Annotated in this window: 20 protein-coding genes; 1 reads left to right on the top strand and 19 read right to left on the bottom strand. The window is 40.0% G+C overall.

What is annotated here, in order from left to right; all coding sequences use genetic code 11:
• Positions 1 to 23 precede the first annotated feature (23 nt).
• The 11 genes from ACTFWY_RS01330 to ACTFWY_RS01380 all read right to left on the bottom strand — a co-directional run bounded on the left by ACTFWY_RS01330 (position 24) and on the right by ACTFWY_RS01380 (position 9,028).
• Positions 24 to 1,877, bottom strand: a complete 1,854-nt coding sequence (locus ACTFWY_RS01330) for a PTS beta-glucoside transporter subunit IIBCA (protein ID WP_003126972.1) — start codon at positions 1,875 to 1,877, stop codon at positions 24 to 26.
• Position 1,878: 1 nt separating this feature from the next.
• A complete protein-coding gene (locus ACTFWY_RS01335) occupies positions 1,879 to 2,715 on the bottom strand; it encodes a PRD domain-containing protein (protein WP_311810704.1) in 837 nt (278 codons plus the stop codon).
• 442 nt (positions 2,716 to 3,157) lie between these two features.
• Positions 3,158 to 3,706 carry a signal peptidase I gene (gene lepB, locus ACTFWY_RS01340; protein WP_311810705.1) on the bottom strand — a complete coding sequence of 183 codons (549 nt, stop codon included), beginning with the start codon at positions 3,704 to 3,706 and terminating at the stop codon, positions 3,158 to 3,160.
• A 26-nt stretch (positions 3,707 to 3,732) separates the two neighbouring features.
• The gene (locus tag ACTFWY_RS01345; protein ID WP_003126968.1) at positions 3,733 to 5,154 is read right to left on the bottom strand and encodes a S41 family peptidase; all 1,422 of its coding nucleotides are present in this window, start codon (positions 5,152 to 5,154) and stop codon (positions 3,733 to 3,735) included.
• 75 nt (positions 5,155 to 5,229) lie between these two features.
• Positions 5,230 to 5,451, bottom strand: coding sequence for a YozE family protein (locus ACTFWY_RS01350; RefSeq protein WP_003126967.1), 222 nt, complete (start codon positions 5,449 to 5,451; stop codon positions 5,230 to 5,232).
• On the bottom strand, positions 5,444 to 5,965 hold the full coding sequence (gene msrA / locus ACTFWY_RS01355; RefSeq protein ID WP_439926560.1) for a peptide-methionine (S)-S-oxide reductase MsrA: 522 nt from the start codon (positions 5,963 to 5,965) through the stop codon (positions 5,444 to 5,446). The genes ACTFWY_RS01350 and msrA overlap by 8 nt, the downstream gene beginning before the upstream one ends.
• Positions 5,965 to 6,603: a YpmS family protein gene (locus tag ACTFWY_RS01360; protein WP_439926558.1), complete on the bottom strand. Its 639-nt coding sequence runs from the start codon at positions 6,601 to 6,603 to the stop codon at positions 5,965 to 5,967. The genes msrA and ACTFWY_RS01360 overlap by 1 nt, the downstream gene beginning before the upstream one ends.
• Complete coding sequence (locus tag ACTFWY_RS01365; RefSeq protein ID WP_285603985.1) at positions 6,603 to 7,532, bottom strand: SGNH/GDSL hydrolase family protein; 930 nt, start codon at positions 7,530 to 7,532, stop codon at positions 6,603 to 6,605. The genes ACTFWY_RS01360 and ACTFWY_RS01365 overlap by 1 nt, the downstream gene beginning before the upstream one ends.
• 114 nt (positions 7,533 to 7,646) lie before the next feature.
• The gene (locus tag ACTFWY_RS01370; protein ID WP_261795516.1) at positions 7,647 to 7,904 is read right to left on the bottom strand and encodes a hypothetical protein; all 258 of its coding nucleotides are present in this window, start codon (positions 7,902 to 7,904) and stop codon (positions 7,647 to 7,649) included.
• Positions 7,905 to 7,979: 75 nt separating this feature from the next.
• Positions 7,980 to 8,180 carry a hypothetical protein gene (locus ACTFWY_RS01375; RefSeq protein WP_311810707.1) on the bottom strand — a complete coding sequence of 67 codons (201 nt, stop codon included), beginning with the start codon at positions 8,178 to 8,180 and terminating at the stop codon, positions 7,980 to 7,982.
• Positions 8,181 to 8,185: 5 nt separating this feature from the next.
• Positions 8,186 to 9,028 carry a DegV family protein gene (locus ACTFWY_RS01380; RefSeq protein WP_034704768.1) on the bottom strand — a complete coding sequence of 281 codons (843 nt, stop codon included), beginning with the start codon at positions 9,026 to 9,028 and terminating at the stop codon, positions 8,186 to 8,188.
• Between the two features lie 126 nt (positions 9,029 to 9,154).
• On the opposite strand from ACTFWY_RS01380, the gene trhA reads away from it, so the two are divergent.
• On the top strand, positions 9,155 to 9,808 hold the full coding sequence (gene trhA, locus ACTFWY_RS01385; protein WP_311810708.1) for a PAQR family membrane homeostasis protein TrhA: 654 nt from the start codon (positions 9,155 to 9,157) through the stop codon (positions 9,806 to 9,808).
• Positions 9,809 to 9,871: 63 nt separating this feature from the next.
• Here trhA and ACTFWY_RS01390 read toward each other — a convergent pair whose 3' ends face one another.
• The 8 genes from ACTFWY_RS01390 to ACTFWY_RS01425 form a co-directional block, all read right to left on the bottom strand.
• Positions 9,872 to 10,366: a dihydrofolate reductase gene (locus tag ACTFWY_RS01390; RefSeq protein WP_003126959.1), complete on the bottom strand. Its 495-nt coding sequence runs from the start codon at positions 10,364 to 10,366 to the stop codon at positions 9,872 to 9,874.
• A 3-nt stretch (positions 10,367 to 10,369) separates the two neighbouring features.
• Positions 10,370 to 11,122 (bottom strand): hypothetical protein, encoded by a 753-nt coding sequence (locus ACTFWY_RS01395; RefSeq protein ID WP_029486969.1) that lies wholly within the window; start codon positions 11,120 to 11,122, stop codon positions 10,370 to 10,372.
• A gap of 28 nt (positions 11,123 to 11,150) precedes the next feature.
• Complete coding sequence (locus ACTFWY_RS01400; protein WP_003126957.1) at positions 11,151 to 12,098, bottom strand: thymidylate synthase; 948 nt, start codon at positions 12,096 to 12,098, stop codon at positions 11,151 to 11,153.
• Between the two features lie 14 nt (positions 12,099 to 12,112).
• Positions 12,113 to 14,017, bottom strand: a complete 1,905-nt coding sequence (locus ACTFWY_RS01405; RefSeq protein WP_081131319.1) for an ABC-F family ATP-binding cassette domain-containing protein — start codon at positions 14,015 to 14,017, stop codon at positions 12,113 to 12,115.
• Positions 14,018 to 14,138: 121 nt separating this feature from the next.
• Positions 14,139 to 16,175 (bottom strand): cation:proton antiporter, encoded by a 2,037-nt coding sequence (locus tag ACTFWY_RS01410; protein WP_029486972.1) that lies wholly within the window; start codon positions 16,173 to 16,175, stop codon positions 14,139 to 14,141.
• A 3-nt stretch (positions 16,176 to 16,178) separates the two neighbouring features.
• A complete protein-coding gene (locus ACTFWY_RS01415; protein ID WP_003126954.1) occupies positions 16,179 to 16,460 on the bottom strand; it encodes a hypothetical protein in 282 nt (93 codons plus the stop codon).
• Positions 16,461 to 16,765: 305 nt separating this feature from the next.
• Positions 16,766 to 18,886 (bottom strand): peptidoglycan D,D-transpeptidase FtsI family protein, encoded by a 2,121-nt coding sequence (locus ACTFWY_RS01420; protein ID WP_081131318.1) that lies wholly within the window; start codon positions 18,884 to 18,886, stop codon positions 16,766 to 16,768.
• A gap of 298 nt (positions 18,887 to 19,184) precedes the next feature.
• The gene (locus tag ACTFWY_RS01425) at positions 19,185 to 20,282 is read right to left on the bottom strand and encodes an LCP family glycopolymer transferase (protein WP_003126952.1); all 1,098 of its coding nucleotides are present in this window, start codon (positions 20,280 to 20,282) and stop codon (positions 19,185 to 19,187) included.
• Positions 20,283 to 20,369: the final 87 nt, after the last annotated feature.

Genomic DNA, 20,369 nt, shown 5'->3' on the forward strand with positions numbered 1-20,369 from the left:
TTCTATCTTCTTTATTACGGTTTCTATTGCAAGACAATATTTAGTAAATCATCCGACTTTACCAACTGGTTATTGGATGTTGGGATCACATCAAGAAAATCATTCGTATTCGTAATGACCACAATAGTCGTTGGATCATACCCGGCTTCACGAACTTTTTCAAAATCTACTTCACCGATTGGTTGTCCTGTCCTCACACGATCACCTTGCTTCACATTCATCGTAAAATACTTGCCTTCTAACGAAACAGTGTCGATACCAATATGGATCAAGACCTCAACGCCTTGGTCACTGCGAAGACCAATCGCGTGTTTGGTAGGAAAGACTGTTAGCACTTCCCCATCGATTGGCGAATGAATCACATGACTTATAGGTTTGATACCGATTCCTTTCCCTAAAGCACCAGTTGAAAAAGCTTGGTCATTGATTTCATTGAGGGGAACCACTTCTCCTTCCACTACACTTTTTAAAGCAGTAGAACGAATCATTTCAGAAGATACAGGTTGTTCTTTCTCTTTAACCGCCGGTACTTCATCACTTTCTACTGGAATCCCTAACATATAGGCTGCGATAGTCGCACCAATAAAACTGATCGCAACCGCTGCCACCATTAACCAAAGATTCATGAAGTCGCCTTCGCCAATATAGGCAGGTAATCCAAATAATCCCCAAGCAATTGAATAAGCTTTGACACCTGTTAAACCGGCGAACAGTCCCCCTAAACCTCCGCCGATCATCACAGCAATAAACGGACGACGGAATTTAACGAATACACCATAGATGGCTGGTTCGGTAACTCCTAAAATGGCGGATAAAGTCACGGTCCCAAATAGTTGTTTTTGTTTCAAGTTGCGAGCACGCAAGAAGTATCCAAGCATTGCTCCGCCGACAGCGATGTCAGAGATTGTACATGATGAGATAAACGCTGGATCATATCCATTCGCTGCAATCAATGAAGCCACAACAGGCATAATGAAATTGCCGGCGCCTAACATAATGATGAATGGCTGTAATGCAGAATAGAGCATCATCACAAACCAGCTACCTATCGTGTCCATCAATAGATTGAAGAAGCCAATGATGCCTTCCCCAATATAAAACCCTAATGGACCAAAAACCAGGAGTGTGGCTGGCAAAGTAATCAGCATGATCACTAAAGGAGACATAAAGTACTGCAAACTTTTAGGAATGACTTTTTTGGCAAACTTTGTTACATAGCCCATGAACCATACTGCTAATAAAATCGGGATAAAGCTATTTGAATAAGTGATCTGTGGTAACCCAATACCAAATAAACTCAATCCCGAAACATTGTTGATCGGTTCAGATAAAATGGTTGCTGCTAAAGCCACTGCTAGATAAGGGCTGGCGCCTAATCGTTTGGCACAGCTCATCGCCATCAAAATAGGTAAGAAATAAAAAACAGCCGACCGTAATGCATCAAAAATTTGATACGTTGAGCTATCTGTCGAAATCAAACCGGTTAATGAAATAATTGAAAGAAATGCGGCTAATAAACCTGCACAGATGATTGGTTCTAAAATGGGATTCATTGATTCCGAAATCACATCTAGCATCGCCTTGATCGGATTTTTCTTCGTTTTTGACTGGTCTGCTTCGTCTCCTGACATTCCCAGTTGGTCAATTAAATCTTTGTAAACATCGTTTACATGGGTTCCTACGATAATTTGATAAGCAACATTATTGCTTACCACATCAATAACCCCTTCCAGCTCTTGCAATTTTTTTGTATCTGCTTTTGAGCGATCTTTTAAAGTAAAACGAAGACGAGTCATGCAGTGCACAACAGCTTGAATATTGGCTTTTCCGCCAACTAATTTGATGATTTGCTCGTTGAAATCATGGTATTGATTCATGTCATTCTCCTCTTTCTGTTACACGATTGATGTGGATCATTAAGTAGGTATACTCTTCTTGTGTCAGGTAACTGTTGAACTTTCCTTTGACATAGATCTCAATTTTTTCAACCGCGGCAAATGCTTCCGGATACATTACTTTCACTTGTTTATAAAGTTGAGACTCATTGTCGGAATAGGTTTGGTTGTTCCGCAATCGTTCGATGAAATACTGGAGATGGGTCACAAGACGCATATAATTCATGCTGTTTTCATCTAAAGTAATCGTAAAATGATATTTGATAATATTCAGCATATCCCGCAACGTTTCCATATCAGCTAATTGTTCATCAAACTTTGCTTTCGTTTCCTGCAAGTTAACAAAATGTAAGGCAATGGCAACGGCTTCATCTTCAGGAAAATCGACTTGAAAGGTTTGATTGATCCTTTCCAAGGCTTCTAACCCAATTTTGTAATAACTGGGATAGAATTTTTTTACCTCCCAAGTCAATGGACTCCTCAAATATTGATCTTTTTTTGCCCGTTTCAATGCAAAGGATAAATGATCTAACAAAGCTAAATAAAGATAATCATTGGCACTTTTGCCGATTTCTTTTTCTCCATATTGTACGAGCTCGTTTACAAGCAGGATCAATTGATCATCGGCGCGAGATAAGAGGTAGCTAAAATGCTCTAATCGATCTTGGCTATCTAAGACAAAGGTCTTCTCTACTTCAGAGTCAGAAATATGTTGGCCAACTTTTTTCTTGAATGCGACTCCTGTTAAGTAGATGATCGACTCATGCCCTCCTCTATCCACTAAGGCAACATTATTATTGATAATCTTTTTAACTTTCATTCGTTTCTCCTTTCCAGAAAAAAGAACTCAGAATAAATATCAAATAAACTTTACAAAAGAAAGTGTACTTGATATATATTCTGAGTTCTGCCTGATCGTCTCAGTAACATAACTCAAGAAACAGCTGCGGCGCTATTTCTCGTTCCTTTTTCTAACTTACAGCCAAAGTATATCAGCTTAAAATGGCACTGTCAACGCTTACTTATAAAATTATTTCTTGCTTGTTCGTTTCAATAGAATAACGAAAAACAACAAAGGAAGTGTTAAATAATTATGTAAAGGACATGACACAACAACAGCATTTTATTATCAAGCAAAGGATCCAACAACATTGATTTCTGCAGAAAAATACTAGCTGCTATTAAAAACATCATCTACTCATATTTTTTGAAAGTAGCGATACCTACGCAAAAATATGAATAAATGATGTTTTTGTTTTTCATTATATAAAGCGCATATGGGTTAGTGGGTAATAAACAAAACGAGCACTTCCTAAAATCGCATCTCCAGAAATGGCACCAAATGATCGGCTGTCTTTAGAGGCACGACGATTGTCACCTATCACGAAATAGCTGTCTTTCCCCAGCTTTTCAACGCCCAACAATGATTGTAGATCAAAGTCATTCGTATAAGAGACATTTTCGTGATCATTCTTTCGATTTTTCACTAGGAAATTCTCATCTACCGGCTGATCATTAACATATAGTTGATCATTTTCGTAACGAATGGATTCACCAGGCAATCCAATCACTCGCTTAATATAGGTGGAACCATCCGGCATTTGAAAAACGACGACATCAAATCGCTTGATGGGTGAGATTTTCTCGATCAAAACCATATCCCCCTGTCTTAAGGTACCTTCCATTGAATTTCCGCCCACCGGTACAGGGATCAGCAAGAATGCACGAATCAGGAATGCAGAGGCCAATGCAATAATCGCGTATTTAATGATGAACCAAAAGCGATCGATCCAGATTTTTCTTCGCTGCATGATGTCCCTCCTCTTTTACTTTGTTACTACTTTGATAATAACTCGACAGCTTTCAAATAAGCATGATCTTCTTGTTTTAATTGATCCGTCACAGCTTTCTCAATTGCTTGTGCTGTTTCTGCATTCACTTTCCCTGTCACTTCCAGCTCAGCTTTTTGCTGAACGGCTTGAACGGCTGATACGGTGGTTTGGTCAAATGTATCTCCGGTGGTCCGATAACCTAGTGCAGAAAGAAACTGATTCAACCGATCAACTGCTTCTGAGCTTTGCCCTTCTTTCAATTCTTTGTCTCTTGGTAATGGAGCTAAATAGGCATACTCAGGAAAATCTGCTTGATGATCTGGCATTACACCTTGCTCATTGACCCATTCTTCATTTGGCGTCAGCCACTTCATGACCGTCATCTTTAGCTCACTATTGTCTCCTAATTCTTTTACATTTTGTACAGTTCCTTTACCAAAGGTTTCTGTACCGACAACTGGTATATCTGCGGATTCTTGCAACGCAGCTGCAAAAATTTCTGCGGCCGATGCACTGCCGCCATCAACCAAAACGACAACCGGTTCTGTGACTTTGAATCCTTCATCAAGAGCAGCACTTGCCTTCGTTTCACTTATGACACCACTATCATCTGCAAACTTAACGATCGTTTTTCCATCTTCTAAAAACATGCTAGCCATGATCTGTACTTGATCTAAAAGTCCACCAGGATTTTGCCGGACATCCAGAATAAATGATTTTGCTCCTTTCTTTCTCAGTGACTCAATTCCTTCTTTTAATTCGGAGGCAGTACTTTCACCAAAAGTCGTAATTTCGATTTTCCCGATTTTTTTCTCACTATCAAGGTCTGTATGAACAGTATCCACTGGAATCGTATCTCGTGTAATCGATACGTCAAAGGTCTCTTTTTCCCGTTGGATCGTCAACTTGACTGTGGTCCCTTTTTTGCCACGAATGTTGTTTACGACCTCTGTTAATGACAGGCCTTTCGTTTCTTTCCCATCCACTTTCAAAATACGATCGTTTAGACGCAAACCGTTTTTCTCAGCTGGGGAGTTCTTGATAGGGGCTTGTGCCACTTCTGGATAGTCGTTGACAAGGGTAAGGGTGGCGCCAATTCCTTCAAAACTGCTTGATAAAGACTGATCCAATTCATTGGCTGCTGATTCACTAAGATACGTTGTATAAGGATCACCTAATGCATCGGTCATTCCTTTTAATGCCCCTTCGACCAAGACATCCTCATCTACTTCTTGGTAATAATTGGCACGAATTTGGTCAAAAAGCGTTTGAACTTTTTCCAGTTCATTTGATGTCGCCACTGTGGGCTGATTCTGTGGGGATTGTGTTGCAGCCGTACTTTTTTGCCAAATGTAGACACCGCCTCCCGAGAGGATCGCGACACAAATCAGTGAGATCACATAACGGTGAAAAGAAACATTTTTCATAGAAAGACACCTTTCTGTCCATTAATTTTTTAGCCTCTAGTGTAAAAAGAGAGGAAGTTTCCACTCCACTCTCTCTTATTTATTATCCTCCACATACTGTTCCCAAATACGATCAAAAATATCCATAGAAGGCAAATAATCGACGTTCAATTCTAAATAAGAAGAAACTTCATCATAATCGTCGGTATGTTTTGGGAATTGAATATCATGACTTGCATGTGTCGCAAAGATCTGTGCCTCATCAGTATGACTAGGCCCTTTGATGGCCATTAAATAAGTATAAAAACTTTTACGCATGCGTATTCTCCCAGTGATCCTCAAGAAAAGCTGCTCGTCTCGCATGATTGCGAGCAAAATTTTCAAGATGCTTTTTGTAGTATTCTTGATGCTCTTCTTCTGCCAAATAAAAAGGTTGTGCAGGTTCGATACTCGTTACGATTGGGGCATTAAAGCGACCCGATGCTTGCAAAGCGGCTTTGCTTGCTTCTGCTTTTTGTTTTTGTTCCTCATTGAAATAGAAGATGACTGGTCGGTAATTGTCTCCTCGATCTTCAAACTGCCCAAAAGCATCCGTGGGATCCGTCTGTTGCCAATAAATAGTCAATAATTCCTCAAAACTGATTTTTTCTGGATCAAAAATGATCTCAATAGCCTCTGTATGACCGGTTTTATGACTTTTTACTTCCTCGTAGGTCGGGTCAACCGTGTGTCCAGCCGTATACCCGGAAAAGATGGACTGTACTCCTTCTAACTCATCAAAAGGCTGAATCATACACCAGAAACACCCTCCCGCAAAAATTGCTCGTTCCATTATTTGTCCTCCGTTTCTGCTGGCAGATAGAGACTCATTTGGATCTCATCATCTACTAGATTGATTTTATTCGCTTTGATAAACAAGCCGTTTTGCATGCGGAATTGATCCAAGCGAATCAAAATAATTTGTTCATCCGTATTGACCTCGATCCACTCTGGAAACTTGAAGCTGCGCTTGATCATTTTTAACACTTCACTGGTCGGCAGATCTAAAGTACCAATTGATAAACTTTTGGCTTTTAACTGAACATTGCCTTCTTCGGTGACATAAGGATCAAAGTATAAGTAAAATGTGATTGGAAAATTCAGCACTTTAAATTGACCTGTCAGTAGTGCCTCATTTCTCAACTCGAAATTGTATTTTACTTCTTGATCTTTCTGAAAATCAGTTAAATAGAAATCGATCAATTGATTGACTTGACTCTTATTACTGTTGATGGTCAAAACAGGATTACCGTCTCGTTTGACTAGTTCTGCACTTTCTGAGATCCCAGATTCACGTTGTTGAAACACCCGTGAAGCAAAAAAGAAAGTTGTTCCCAGCAGAATGCCTACTAAAACTAGAAAAGCAATTTTCCAGTAATTCATTTTTTTGATTGGACTTTTTTTATCCACATCATTAGTTTCTTGTTTCATTATTTTTCCTCCTTCATCAGCCAAACATTTTGGGTTTTGATTAATTCATCACGAACAGCATTCGCCATTAGCTGATACCCTAGATTGTTTGGATGGAAACGATCCCCATCATACAGTACATTGTTGGTCACTTTTGTTCCCCCAGTTTCTGAAGTACCGGTCATACCATTGGTGGTGGAAGTTGTGGTATCCGAAGTTTCTGCTGATCCTGAAGCGCCTGCTTCAGAAGAATCCGTATCTGCGATCCCTACTTCGTCACTTAGCCCCTGGTACAGCAAATCATTGATTGGGATAAAATAAGCATTGTGCTGTTTTTTGACAAATGTTTCTGTTGCTTTGTTCCAATTATCAATAATCGTTTGCATATCAGTAATTTCTGGAAAATTTAAATAAAAAGGATTATATATCCCTAACACATAAATGGGTGCTGTTTCATTCAGTTGACGAATCTGCTCAAACATCTCTACTAATCGTTCTTGATAGTCGGCCATTGGTTTGGTAAAAGAATCGACACTCAAACCAAAAAAATTAGTTTGAATCACTTTTAATACATCATTCCCGCCGACGGTCAATGTAATCAAGTCAGCCTTCTTTAGATCACTGCGCAATTCTTTGTCTTTGTTCACTCGTTTCAGGATTTGATCGCTGCGCTCTCCAGCAATTCCATAGTTCGTCGTCACAACATTTGCTAAATGATACCGATCTTGCAAATCGGCTGCAACGATGGGCACAAATCCTCCTTGTTGCGTCTCATCACCGACTCCTTCAGTCAGCGAATCGCCTAAGGCCATGTAATTGATCACATTTTTGGTCTTTCCCTCTTCTGCCGTTCTCGCAACTGGTGTGAGCAATGGTTGCGCTTTTGGAATCAAAAAATGACCGAGCATTCCAGTACCTAAAGCTACGATCAATACAACTGAAAGATAAATTGCTACTTTTTTCCACTTCACGGATCTTCAATCTCCTAACCTATAATCTAAGCTATTTTATCAAAATTCTCATTAAATTCATAGTCGAAATGTTTTGATTGACGAGAAACTCAATCAACGAAGAGCAGCGAAGTATGAAGCAATTTCTACCCATCTGCTTGATTCGAGTCCCGCTTCATCAACTGCTCGGCTACTCATTGTACTCATTGTTTCGTCTGCAGTTGCTTCTAAACTTACATTAAAAAGAATGTAAAAGTCATTTTTCGAGTGACAACCATAATGATTCTTTTCAAGGTCGCGCTCGCTTGGCTCGCCGTTGCTCATCATCTGCTCTGTCACTCTTCGTGTGCCAGTCTTTGTGATTCTTTTCAAGGTCGCGCTCGTTTGGCTCGCCGTTGCTCACCATCTGCTCTGTCACTCTTCGTGTGCCAGTCTTTGTGATTCTTTTCAAGGTCGCGCTCGCTCGGCTCGCCGTTGCTCATCATCTGCTCTGTCACTCTTCGTGTGCCAGTCTTTGTGATTCTTTTCAAGGTCACGCTCGTTTGGCTCGCCGTTGCTCACCATCAATTCTGTCTTGCTTCGCAAGCCAATCATTGTGATTCGCAGCAAAAAGCGATTCGTGTTTACGAATCGCTTGGATACTGTCATTAAAATTATTCGGTGTAATACGTAATGGCGAATGCGCCTTTGCCGGTATGGGTAGCGATGATTGGGGTGGTATGAAGTAGTGGAATATTCATTTCTGGAAAGAGTTGTTGCAATTCTTTTTTGAATTGTTCTGTGATCTCTAACCCCTCTGCATGAGAGATCCCTATTTGTTTCACATTCGGCATGCGTTTCAATTCGTCTTTCAATTCTTCAAACCACTTATTAAATGTTTTTACACCGCGTCCTTTTACGATTGGAATCAATTCTGAATGGTCGAAATCCATAATCACTTTCATATTTAATAAACTGGATAATAACCCTTTGGCACGACTGATTCGACCGCCTTTTACCAGATTTTCTAATGTAGAGACACCAATAAATAATTTGGTATTTTCTCGAACTTTGTCAACTTCCGGCAAAACTTCAGCTAATGTCTTACCTTCTTGTGCTAATTGAGCTGCCCGAATCACTTGGAACGACAATGCTTGATCTGTCGTATCACTATCGATCACTGTCACATTTGCTTTCGACAAATTACTTGCTTGTCTGGCAGCTTCGACAGTTCCACTCAGACCCTTCGTCATATGTATCGATAAAACGTCACTACCATCTTTTCCTAATTCATCGAACAGTTCCACAAAATGGCCAATCGGTGGTTGGCTCGTTTTTGGAAGTTCTTTTGCTTGTGCCATCATTTGCATGAATCGTTCTCCGGGCAATGAATCATCATCCGGATAAACCATCCCATCGATCATTACAGATAACGGAACTACATGGATATTCAATTGGTCTCGAACGGTTGGCTCCATCGTACAGGAGGAATCCGTTACAACTTTAAGCTTTGCCATCATACATTCACTCTCTCTTTAAATCAAGTCTCTTTTCGTGGTAAAATAACCATAGACCATTTATAATCAGTATAACAGAGAGAAAAAATTTTTTCATCTTATTTAAATTCGAAGGGAAGGTGCTTGATGGATCATATGAAATTTACACGACGCTACTTGATTCTGAATGAGGTACTCAATGCGGTGACCCATGGTATCGGATTTGGATTAAGTATAGCTGGACTCATTATTCTTTTGATTAAAGGGGCTCGATTAGATTCCCCTATTCACATCATTTCCTATGCGATTTATGGCTCTATGATGATTTTGTTATTCTTATTCTCTACGCTCTTCCATAGTTTGATGTTCACACGAGCAAAAAAAGTTTTCCAAGTCTTTGATCACGCCTCGATTTTTTTATTGATCGCAGGCAGTTATACGCCGTTTTGCTTGCTGAGTATTCAAGGTGGGTTGGGCTGGACACTTTTCATTTTGATTTGGTTGTTAGCCATCAGCGGGATCGTTTATAAGTCACTCACACTGCATAAAAAAGAGACGGTTTCAAAAATATCCACACTAATTTATATTATTATGGGCTGGCTCTGCGTGATTGCATTTAAACCATTGATTGCTTCACTGGGTTTTTGGGGTACCTTTCTGTTAGCAAGCGGTGGTGTCTCTTATACCGTCGGCGCATTATTCTACAGTATCAAATCCGTACGCTTCATGCATGTGGTTTGGCATTTGTTTGTTATGCTCGGAGCTGGACTAATGTATTTTTCCGTTCTTTGGTTTACATGATCCAACCCACTTTTACTAAAATAAGACAGCTGCTACAACCATATGTTGTAACAGCTGCCTTATTTATTTTTTCTGTTTACTATAAAACTCAAACCGGTGCGGATAGATGTTCTTTTCATCCACTACGCCTTCTATGACTTTATCCAAATGCCAGTTTGACCAATCGATCTCAGGAAAGTAGACATCTCCGGTAAATGTCTCGTCGATCACTGTTCGATACAACTGATCGCAATCTTCGATCATCGATTCGAAAACTCCAGAACCCCCAGTTAGAAACACAGGATGATCTTGCTGTGCAGTATAATCCAAGACTTCTTGTCGATCATGCATAACTAATACGCCTTCTGCTTCATATGCTGTGTCACTGGTCAAAACGATTGTTGTTCGATTTGGCAATGCTTTTTTCTTCATGCCCTCAAACGTTTTTCGCCCCATAATGAGCGAATTTCCAGTAGTTTGTTCTTTGAAGAATTTCAGATCGTTTGGCAAATGCCATGGCAATGTGCCGTTTTCTCCAATCAAACCATTTTTGTCTTGTGCCCAAAGTGCAATCAACATGTTTCAAAACTCCCTTTCTAGATAAAGTGAATCTGCAATAGCCGCTGCAATCTGCAGCCTTCTCATTAATTGATAAGCAGGCTGTGCTTGCAGATGATCGGTATTTCTTTCTTTATAACACAAGCCTTCGCACGCTTGATAAAAAATATGCCCTCCATGATGCTTCACTTTGGTTGGCCATTCGCCATCCGTCCATCTTGAAGAATCTGCGGATACTAGTAAAGGAATCAATTCCGCAGAAAACAAGACACTGCCGGCGGTAATATCAAGACCCTTGATATGAAAAACTTCCGCTGCAATTTCATTGACCAGCTTTTCTGTCCGCTGCCAAGCAGTTGGATGGCTTAGGAAGGCTTTCTTTGTACGTCCTAATATACAGAAAGTGTTCGTAGGAAATGGCTGACAGCTCAAAGCTGACAGTTCATCTGGGTATTCCTCACACCAAGTGATCAAACGATCAAAATCACATAATTGAAAGGAAGCGAGTTGCGGAAATGCCTTTCCAGCGCGTGCCACAGCTTGTCGACGTGCTGGACCAGCACCGACTGCTGGCAATTCAAAGAGATAGATCTGGGGCGGCAGCTGCCATAAATACCGCTTGATTTCAGGTTTCGTTACTTCAGAAACTGCTAAAATGACTTGCGAAAAATAAGAACGAAGGATCGTAATTGTTTTTTCTACATCTGATAATGAAATGGTATCTTTTGACGTAATATGCAGCGTTGCGACGATTCCCCGCTGTAAATCGTTTGTCATCTATCTTCTCACTCCCAACTGTAATAAGTTAGACAGCGATCGGTGCCTTGATCGTGGGATGCGGATCGTAGCCTTCAATCGTGATATCTCCCATCTCAAAGTCAAAAATCGATTGTTTCTCAGGATTTAAGTGCAACGTAGGTGCAGAACGAATTGTTCGGGAAAGCTGCTCTTTCATTTGTTCCATATGATTGCTATACAGATGGGCATCCCCTAAAGTATGGATAAATTCGCCGACTTGGAGTCCTGTCTCGTGAGCGATCAAGTGAGTCAATAACGCATAGCTAGCAATATTGAAAGGCACCCCCAAAAAAACATCAGCACTTCGTTGATAAAGCTGACAACTTAGACGACCTTCATGAACATAAAACTGAAACATGGTATGGCAAGGAGGCAGCGCCATCGTCGGCACATCTTCTGGATTCCATGCGGAAACAATCAAGCGCCGAGAATCTGGCGTTGTTTTGATCATTTCAATCACTTCTTTGATCTGATCAATAAATTCCCCTTTAGTAGTTTCCCAATGACGCCATTGATACCCGTAAACATGACCTAGATCACCAAATTTTTCTGCAAATGCTTCGTCATTTAAAATACGTTCGCAAAATTTTTGCAATTCCTCTTGATAGCTGGCATTGAATTCTTCATCAATTAATGAGCGACGGCCAAAATCAGTCATATCAGGACCTGTATAGTCCTCACTTTTAATATACCGCTCAAAAGCCCATTCATCCCAAATGTGATTCTTATGTTGCAGTAAGAATCGAATATTGGTATCTCCTTTAAGAAACCAGAGTAACTCGCTTTTGATCAGACCAAAAGGTACGCGCTTGGTTGTCAATAATGGAAATCCTTGAGAGAGGTCAAATCGCATTTGATGACCAAAAATACTTTTGGTTCCAGTCCCTGTGCGATCCCCTTTGACATTTCCCGTTTCTAAAATTTTTTTCCCTAAGTCAAGATATGCTTGTTCCATAATGGGCCTCCTTATTAGTCGTCTGAAAACTCGCTTAAATATTCCCAGCGTGTCATTTTTTCTTCTAACAATTGTTCTGTTTCTGTAACTTCTGCTTGGAGCTGCTGTAATTTCGTAAAGTCATCCCCCTGCTGATTCATCGCTTCAGTTAGTGCGTCGACTCGTTCTTCTAACAGAGCAATCTCATCTTCGATCGTTGCCCATTCTTTTTGTTCCATGTAGCTTAGTTTCTTTTTGACTGGCTTTTCGGAAACAAATTTGTTTTGTAGCCCTTTGTCAGGTTGTGAGGCTGCAGTTTTCTTTGTGCCCTGTTTCGTTGCTGTCTTTTGTAAATATTCGTTTATCGAACCATAGAAGCGAACAATTTGCGCATTGCCTTCAAAAATAAGTAATTTTTCAGCAACTTTATCTAAAAAGTAACGGTCATGAGAAACTGTAATTACGGCACCAGGAAATGATTCAAGATAGTTCTCCAAAACAGTTAATGTATCAATATCCAAATCATTCGTTGGCTCATCCAACAATAGAACATTTGGTTGACCAATCAATAATTTCAATAAGAATAGGCGGCGTTTTTCACCACCAGATAATTTACCGATCTTTGTTCCATGCATGAAACGGGGGAACAAAAATTGTTCCAGCATTTCCGCTACACTGACATGGGCACCATCTGTTTTTTCTACTTCTTCTGCTGCCTCTTGTAAATAAGCAATCATTCGCTGTTCCGGATCCATCGTCTCATTGGTTTGCGTATAATAAGCTAATTTAACGGTTGAGCCAATAATCCGTGTTCCTGAATCTAATGAGAGACGTCCCGCCAACACATTCAGCAAGGTTGATTTACCTGCACCATTCTCACCAGTAATGCCTAAACGTTCTCGCGACTGAATCAATAAATCAAATTGAGATAGAATTGGTTTGCCTTCAATTGCATAACTACCTTCTTTGATTTCCAGCACTTGCTTACCTAAACGTGAGGTCGCAACATCAATCTGCACTTCTCCATTCCGCTTGACTTGGTTCATATTCTCTTTCAAATCGTCGAAACGATCAATTCGCGCTTGTTGCTTAGTCGTTCTCGCTTTGGCGCCTCTCCGAATCCATGCCAGCTCGTGCTTATATAACTGTTGCCGTTTTTCTTCTTGGGTTTCTTCAATACGTTCTCTTTCTGCTCTGGCTAATAAATAGTCCTCATAATTTCCTTGATATTCATAAAGTTTACCAAAAGAGAGTTCAAACACGCGATTGGCTACCCGGTCAAGAAAATAGCGATCATGAGTGACCATCATCAGTGCGCCGCGATAGTTTTTCAAATAGCCTTCTAGCCATTGGATAGCTTCATAGTCAAGATGGTTCGTCGGCTCATCCAACAATAGTAAATCCGGTTCATCGATCAACACTTGCGCTAACCCCACCCGTTTTTTTTGCCCACCTGAAAGTTCATTGACTGGTTGTTTTAAATCTGAAATCCCTAATTTCTGCAAAATAATTTTTGCCGTTGTATCCGTATTCCAAGCATCTGTTTTATTCATAGCTTCTTCTGCTCTGCTGTAGGCAGCTTGCACTGTAGGATCTGAGCCATTTTGTTCCAGCTGAATCAAAGCTTTCTCATAGTCACGAACGGTTTTGATTAATGGACTTGTTCCTTGGAAGACCGCATCAACAACCGATAATTCTTCTTTTAATTGACTTTCTTGCGCCAAAAAGCCGATTCGATAATCTTGTGGTTTAAAAACAGAGGGACGGTCGCCATCTCCGGCTTCAATTCCAGCCAAGATCGTCAGTAAACTTGATTTGCCTGTCCCATTGACACCAATCAAGCCAATCCGGTCTTTCTCATGTATCAGAAAAGAAAGCTGATCAAATAATGTTTTATCGCCGTAAGTTTTTGTAAGCTCACTTACTTTTAATTCTTTCACAGAATCCCTCCTGAGATCTATTTTTCTTCGCCCATTGTACCACATAAGCATGACAGGGTCTTTAAGAAAAAAGAAAAAAACAACCGCTCCATCTCAACCCTGAGACGAAGAAGTTGTTGTTTTATCTACGAAACATTCGCTGTTTCGGCTGTTCATCTGCGCGAGCCATCGCATAAGATTCCAAGAGATTTACGTTGCGTCGATATTCGTTTGCAGAGATCGTTGGAATTTTTTCGGCTACCTCATATTCATCGATCGTTTTTCGTTCTAAATAATAGCCTCGTAAAACTTTTTTGACAAAAATCGGTTCTTGTTCAATCATGATAGTCTCAATGAAGTTATTATGCTCAAAACGCTTTAAGCTCATTTCCCTTTGACGTATAAAGAAGTTGATCAAAGATGAATCGTAGACATCTTCTAAGTTGCTTAAACTATGAAAAATATAATCACTGTTTTTGATATAGATTTTTTGTACTTCTGATATATCTCTTTGTTTCAATGCATCCTTCAGCTGCTGCTGGCGCTGCCAAAACAGCTTGGGATGAAAAATGATCCGTACAAAACGTTGAATGATCAAAAGCCAAAAACTGAAAAAAGACAAGAACTGTTTTGCTAACGAATGCTGCTGCTGCGAAATGAACCGGGAATAAAAGCGATACCCATTGGAGCTAACCTCACCTTTTCGGTAGGCTTCATCCAAACCATCCTGTTCAATGGATAGAATCAATCCTTGAATTTCCTGTATCTCTTGCTTTTCAGAATCAGTTAAACTATTGCGATACAATTCCCAGCGTCGATTTTCATAAGTATTGATTACTGCATCTGTCGCTAAGCGCTCTTTGGCATCCGTAGTTTCTTTCTCTTCTTCTTCCAAGATCTGGATGACTTCTTCTAAAATCAGCAACTGATTGAAATCAACAGATTCGGCAGCTTCACCATCTGCCAAATAGGGCAAGACAAGTACACTGATCACTAAAGTCGCTAAGATGACACAAGCCGTCAAAAATAAGAGCAAACTGCGGGCTTCAAATTGGTCACCGTTGATCGTTACAGGCAAGATAAAAATTGCCGCTAAGCTGACCGTTCCTTTGACCCCTCCAAAGGTCAACAAAGCTACTTGCTTCAAGTCCACGATTTTTTTTGATTGTAAAAACTGATAATAAAAAAGAAGGAATAAGAAACGAATGAAGAAGATAACGAGTGTTACTACTACGATGGTCAAGACTAAATGACCATTTGCATAAGAATTGCTTTCCCAAATGGGTGAAAATACTTGCGAAAGTTCAATCCCTAAAAATAAAAAAACAAGGGCGTTCAACGTAAATACAATTGTTGACCACGTACTTTCAGAGATATTGGCTAGTTCCGCATCGAACAAAGAGACTCGTCGTCTTCTTTGTGCTTGCGCTACACCGGCAACAACTGCCGCAATGATACCAGATACTCCAACCATTTCTGCAATCAAGTAGGCTGCAAAAGGCAATAGTAGTTCGATCAACAGATAAACAGTGACATCTTGGGCAGATATTTTTTCAATAAAGCGAATGATCCGCCGTTTTAACCAAACGATCAAGTAACCAATCAAGCCGCCGCCAATACTCGAAAAAAGCAATTGAAAGCCAGCCCCCATAACAGAAAAGCTACCAGTGACTAAAGCAACGATAGCAAATTGGAGCGCTGTTACCCCGGAAGCATCATTCAAAAGTCCTTCGCCTTCTAAAATATGCATGATGTTCTTGGAAATTTTTAAGCGTTTCGCTAAAGATGAGACGGCTACCGCATCTGTTGGTCCTAAGGCAGCGCCAAAAGCATAACAAGCAGCCAAAGGAATCGATGGCATCAGCCAATGCAGTGTCGTTCCCACTGCAAATAAGGTCAGCAAAACACCGCCAAAGGCCAGAAACAAAACGATCTTACTGTTCTTCAAGATTTCCGGAACATCGGCTCGTTCTCCTTCTCGAAACAATAGCGGTCCAATGATCATCACTAGAAACATCTCTGGTTCAAATGCGATTTCTTGTCCCATTTCAGTCAATCCTAGCAGAATGCCTAAGATAATCTGAATGAAGAAAATCGGTACTGATGGCAGTATTTTGCTGACAATATTTGAAAAGGTCACGAGGATCGCGATGATGATGATAAGTTCAATAAATTCCATCCATTATCCTCTTTTCTTTCGAATTGCGATTAATAACTCAAGAAAATGTTCTTTTTTCATGAGAATCTTATGATCGAGCTGATTCAACTCCTTTTCATTTTTTTCGATTTCACATTGAATCCGTCTTGATTCTAGACGAAATAATTCATGTTTCATGCGTTCAAATTTGCGAAACAGCAATGGATTCTTCCGTTGCAAATATTCGCGGATTTCTTTTTTTTCTGCTGGTGAGAACTCCCCTAGGCGTTCCATCAATTCTTGTTTCGTTAAACATTGCTTCGTCATGATAGCCCCCTGCAATTCTAGTCAATTATAATAGAAGTCAGTTAAAATGAAAAATGATTGAAACCAATCCTGCTTTTTCATTTCTTGTTGACCGAGAGTATTCTATGCCATTCAACCAAAAATAGCAAGACCCACTTACTAAAAAAGAGGTTTCTCTCCGAATTATTGATAATCTCTTAATAATTCCGATAGAAAGTATTTTGCTATAAAAAAAGTTGATGAACCGTCCTTCACTGATTTGGAAAATCATCAGCGAACGAACCGTTCATCAACTCCCTCTTACTCATTCAACGATTATGCCTTGCTTATTTCATATATAAATCATAGTAAGCATCCATGATTTCTTTCACGATTTTTACGTTTGGATGCGAAGTAGTTGAAGATTTAACCTGTGGTAAAACCACTGCAACTGCTATATCTGCATCATCACTTGGTCCATAAGCAACAATATTTAGGTTGACCAGATTGATGGTTTTGCCATTTTCATCGACAATCGGTGTCTCCGCAGTACCCGTTTTCGCAGAAAGTTCCATTTTAGCAGAAGCTAGTCCTGTTGCTGTAGCCCAAGCATCTGTTCCATGAACGGCATCATAAAATCCATTTTGAATGATTTTCATCTGATCAGTAGTTAAACCAACTTCGTTCAAAACGGTAGGTTCTACCGCTGATTTCAAGCTTCCTAAACCACCGGTTTCATCATTCCCATAGATACCCGAAACGATATGTGGCTGCAATCGTTGGCCGCCATTGGCCACAGTTGCTGCATATTGAGCCAATTGTAATGTCGTATAGGTATCAAACTGTCCGAAGGCTAAGTCCAGGATCTTACCGCCATCACTGACCGTATCTAATTTGTCGACAGGTGTGCTGATCCCTGTTGCTTCGCCAGGAAGATCGATCCCTGTTTTCGTCCCCATCCCAAAAGAGGCAAAGGCTGTACGCAGCTTACTGTAGGCTTCTGTTTGACGATCAACTGTTGGAATTGAAATTCCAGGCTGATACTCAATGCCCATCAAGCGTAAAGCAACCTGCATCATGTAGGAGTTGGAAGAAACTTCTAAGGCTTGTTCAGCTGACAAATTGCGGTTGTTTGCTCCTGTCGGGTTAAAGATCGAAGCTTTGACATCAGAGCCGATGCGGATTGGTTGGTCATATAAGACTTCATTCCCATTCAAGACACCATTTTCCCAACCAGCTGCTAACGTACCACCTTTGACTACAGACCCTGGAACAAAAGCATTGATGAAGGTTCCGATTGCATTCTCTTGCAATTTGCTTGATTCTGCCTCATGTTGATAACCTGACATTGCCAAAATCCCGCCAGTTTTAGGATTGATCGCAACAGCATAGACTCCAGGCGAGTATTCTGCAGCTCCTGAATCCATCAAAGACTTAAAGTTATCTTGTAAGATTTCATCAACTTCTTTTTGGAACTTGGCATCTAGCGTCAGTACAAGATTATCTCCCTTAGAGCCCGCATAGATTTCTTTTTGGCTTTCAATATTATTGCTATTGTCTAATGTGATTTGAGACTTTGATTTTGATCCTTGAAGGACTTCTTCATATTGCTTCTCTAAATAGCTTCGTCCTACACGATCATTACGAGCATACCCTTTCGCTAGATATTCATCCAAGTTTTCTTCAGGGATCCCTTGTTCTTCTGTTGTCACAGTTCCGATCAAACTTGCCAATGAACTGCCTTCAACAATTTTTCTAGTCCAGTCTGTGCCGGTCGAAACTCCGGGAAGTTCGGTCATATTCTCAGCCACAATTGCTAGTTCTTCATCAGATACATCAGAATTTTTTAAATAAACAGTGCTTAAAGATTGTGCACTATTCATTCGTTTAAAAATGGAAGCTACTTTTAACTGATCATCATTAAAGGCAATATCCTCATCCGTTACTTTATCGACAGTTGCCGCATACTGTTCAGAAGCCCCGAGCGCTTTTTGCTTGGAACTTAATTGATCTTGCGCTTTCTTCAAATTTTCAGGATCTGCCAACCAAAAATCTTTCAGGTCCCGCTCTGTCAGATTCTTATCGATTGGAATATCGATCAATGTAGCTAGTTTTTGTGCAGTCTTCAATAAATCTTCAGCTGTCATCTTATTTCCTCTTGTAAAGGTAATGGCTGCATTGGCTTGATTTTTGACAAGCGGTTTGCCAGATGCATCATAAATCATTCCTCGTGGAGAGCTGCCATTGACTTCTACCACGGATGAAGCTTTCAATTGCTTCTCAATATTATCACCATTCACGATTTGTAAATAACCTAATTGCACGATCAACGCAACAAAAAGACCAAAAATCACAAAAAAGAGAAAATTCAATCGAAAGGGAACATGGGATTTGCGATAAGATTTTGTCTTAGGCTCCTCAGGCCCTTTTCGTATATTCTTAATGACTTTATCTTTTAGATTCTTCATCTCTTCTATCCTCTCATTACAAACTGCTTACCGTCTTATTTTACCAAAAATTTTCAATATAAACAGAAGAAATCAAAATTATCCAAGTATCCTTAGAGAAAATTATAAGAATTCGTTCTCATCCACTGTAATGTTTCACAGTTACGCAAAAAGATTTTTTTGTTGAGAAAAAATCTGCTACACTTTAAGCTTTCTTAATCTTTTCCAATTTTAATCCCGTGAAACACATTTTTCTAACTTCCATCTGTGGAAAAGTAAAAAGCAAACGATCAATGACCGTTTGCTTTGGTTTTCATTATTAATATCCAGAGTAATCGCCAGTATCTTCCTGATACCCGGCTCCATCATCATAAATGTCTGACGGTTCACCTGGATTCTCATTTGAGTTTTCTTCACTATTGTAATTCGTATCGTCGTACAATTGATAGTTTGTATAACCATCAGTATGTTCATCTCCTTGAGACAAAGTCTCGCTGGTAGGAAGATTCAGTTGTTCTTTCAATTTATTTTGCATTTCCAGCAATTGATTGATACCTAATAATTGGTAATAGACCCCATTCATCATTTGGCCTTCACCTTGCAATTGTTCTTGATCGATTGTCGTGAACGCAGGCAAATAATTGGTAGCGATATCCATCATGTCATCCCAAGTCAAATCTGTTTTTGAATTCTTTTCAACAGCTTTTAATATTTTTTGATAATTGCTGACGCCATCCAAGCTCATTACTTTTTTAACGATCTTAGTGACAACTTCTCTTTGCCGTTTTTGACGTCCAATGTCGCCTTCCGGATCTTGTTTTCGCATGCGTGCATAGGCAAGACCGGTTTTCCCATCTAAAGTAATGGTTCCTTTAGGCACATGCACCCCTTCCAGAGTAAAATCGATTTTATTAGTGACTTCGATGCCTCCAACTGCATCGATCAAATCTCGCATACCTTGCATGTTAATCGTAACATAATGGTCAATAGGAATGTCTAACAGATTTTCAACGGAATCCATCGACATTGCTTCGCCACCAAAGGCATATGCATGGTTCAGCTTATCCAACGTGCCATACCCAACAATTTGAGTGTAGATATCACGGTCAAGACTAACGATCGTTGATTGTTTCTTGGCAGGATTAACCGTAACGACCATCATACTATCTGAACGCCCTTGTTCGGTTCTCCCCAACGCTCCAGTATCAATCCCAAGCAAAAGAATCGAAAAGGGTTCTCTATCTTCAATACTTACTGCCGTTTCACGTTTTTTCGTCTTACGATCCGCACTTTGCGTAATATTATTGAACGTTTTATTCGTATCATCGTATACTTTCATTCCATAGACAGTGACACCGACAATACTTACTGCCACCAAGCCCAACAATCCTAAAATTACTTTTTGATATAAACGCATTCTACACCTCTATCACAACATTATTAGGTAATCGTTTAAATTTTGCCACAATTTTACAAATTCAGCAATCTTGCTTCTGTTTTATTA

The sequence above is a fragment of the Enterococcus sp. 125944 genome, assembly GCF_051909435.1.
GTDB lineage: Bacteria > Bacillota > Bacilli > Lactobacillales > Enterococcaceae > Enterococcus_D > Enterococcus_D gallinarum.

What these genes read in the sequence shown, in the direction of transcription:
- ACTFWY_RS01330 (WP_003126972.1), bottom strand. Translation starts at nt 1,877, where the DNA reads ATGAATCAATACCATGATTTCAACGAGCAAATCATCAAATTAGTTGGC.
- ACTFWY_RS01335 (WP_311810704.1), bottom strand. Translation starts at nt 2,715, where the DNA reads ATGAAAGTTAAAAAGATTATCAATAATAATGTTGCCTTAGTGGATAGA.
- lepB (WP_311810705.1), bottom strand. Translation starts at nt 3,706, where the DNA reads ATGCAGCGAAGAAAAATCTGGATCGATCGCTTTTGGTTCATCATTAAA.
- ACTFWY_RS01345 (WP_003126968.1), bottom strand. Translation starts at nt 5,154, where the DNA reads ATGAAAAATGTTTCTTTTCACCGTTATGTGATCTCACTGATTTGTGTC.
- ACTFWY_RS01350 (WP_003126967.1), bottom strand. Translation starts at nt 5,451, where the DNA reads ATGCGTAAAAGTTTTTATACTTATTTAATGGCCATCAAAGGGCCTAGT.
- msrA (WP_439926560.1), bottom strand. Translation starts at nt 5,965, where the DNA reads ATGGAACGAGCAATTTTTGCGGGAGGGTGTTTCTGGTGTATGATTCAG.
- ACTFWY_RS01360 (WP_439926558.1), bottom strand. Translation starts at nt 6,603, where the DNA reads ATGAAACAAGAAACTAATGATGTGGATAAAAAAAGTCCAATCAAAAAA.
- ACTFWY_RS01375 (WP_311810707.1), bottom strand. Translation starts at nt 8,180, where the DNA reads ATGACAGTATCCAAGCGATTCGTAAACACGAATCGCTTTTTGCTGCGA.
- ACTFWY_RS01380 (WP_034704768.1), bottom strand. Translation starts at nt 9,028, where the DNA reads ATGGCAAAGCTTAAAGTTGTAACGGATTCCTCCTGTACGATGGAGCCA.
- trhA (WP_311810708.1), top strand. Translation starts at nt 9,155, where the DNA reads ATGGATCATATGAAATTTACACGACGCTACTTGATTCTGAATGAGGTA.
- ACTFWY_RS01390 (WP_003126959.1), bottom strand. Translation starts at nt 10,366, where the DNA reads ATGTTGATTGCACTTTGGGCACAAGACAAAAATGGTTTGATTGGAGAA.
- ACTFWY_RS01395 (WP_029486969.1), bottom strand. Translation starts at nt 11,122, where the DNA reads ATGACAAACGATTTACAGCGGGGAATCGTCGCAACGCTGCATATTACG.
- ACTFWY_RS01400 (WP_003126957.1), bottom strand. Translation starts at nt 12,098, where the DNA reads ATGGAACAAGCATATCTTGACTTAGGGAAAAAAATTTTAGAAACGGGA.
- ACTFWY_RS01410 (WP_029486972.1), bottom strand. Translation starts at nt 16,175, where the DNA reads ATGGAATTTATTGAACTTATCATCATCATCGCGATCCTCGTGACCTTT.
- ACTFWY_RS01415 (WP_003126954.1), bottom strand. Translation starts at nt 16,460, where the DNA reads ATGACGAAGCAATGTTTAACGAAACAAGAATTGATGGAACGCCTAGGG.
- ACTFWY_RS01420 (WP_081131318.1), bottom strand. Translation starts at nt 18,886, where the DNA reads ATGAAGAATCTAAAAGATAAAGTCATTAAGAATATACGAAAAGGGCCT.
- ACTFWY_RS01425 (WP_003126952.1), bottom strand. Translation starts at nt 20,282, where the DNA reads ATGCGTTTATATCAAAAAGTAATTTTAGGATTGTTGGGCTTGGTGGCA.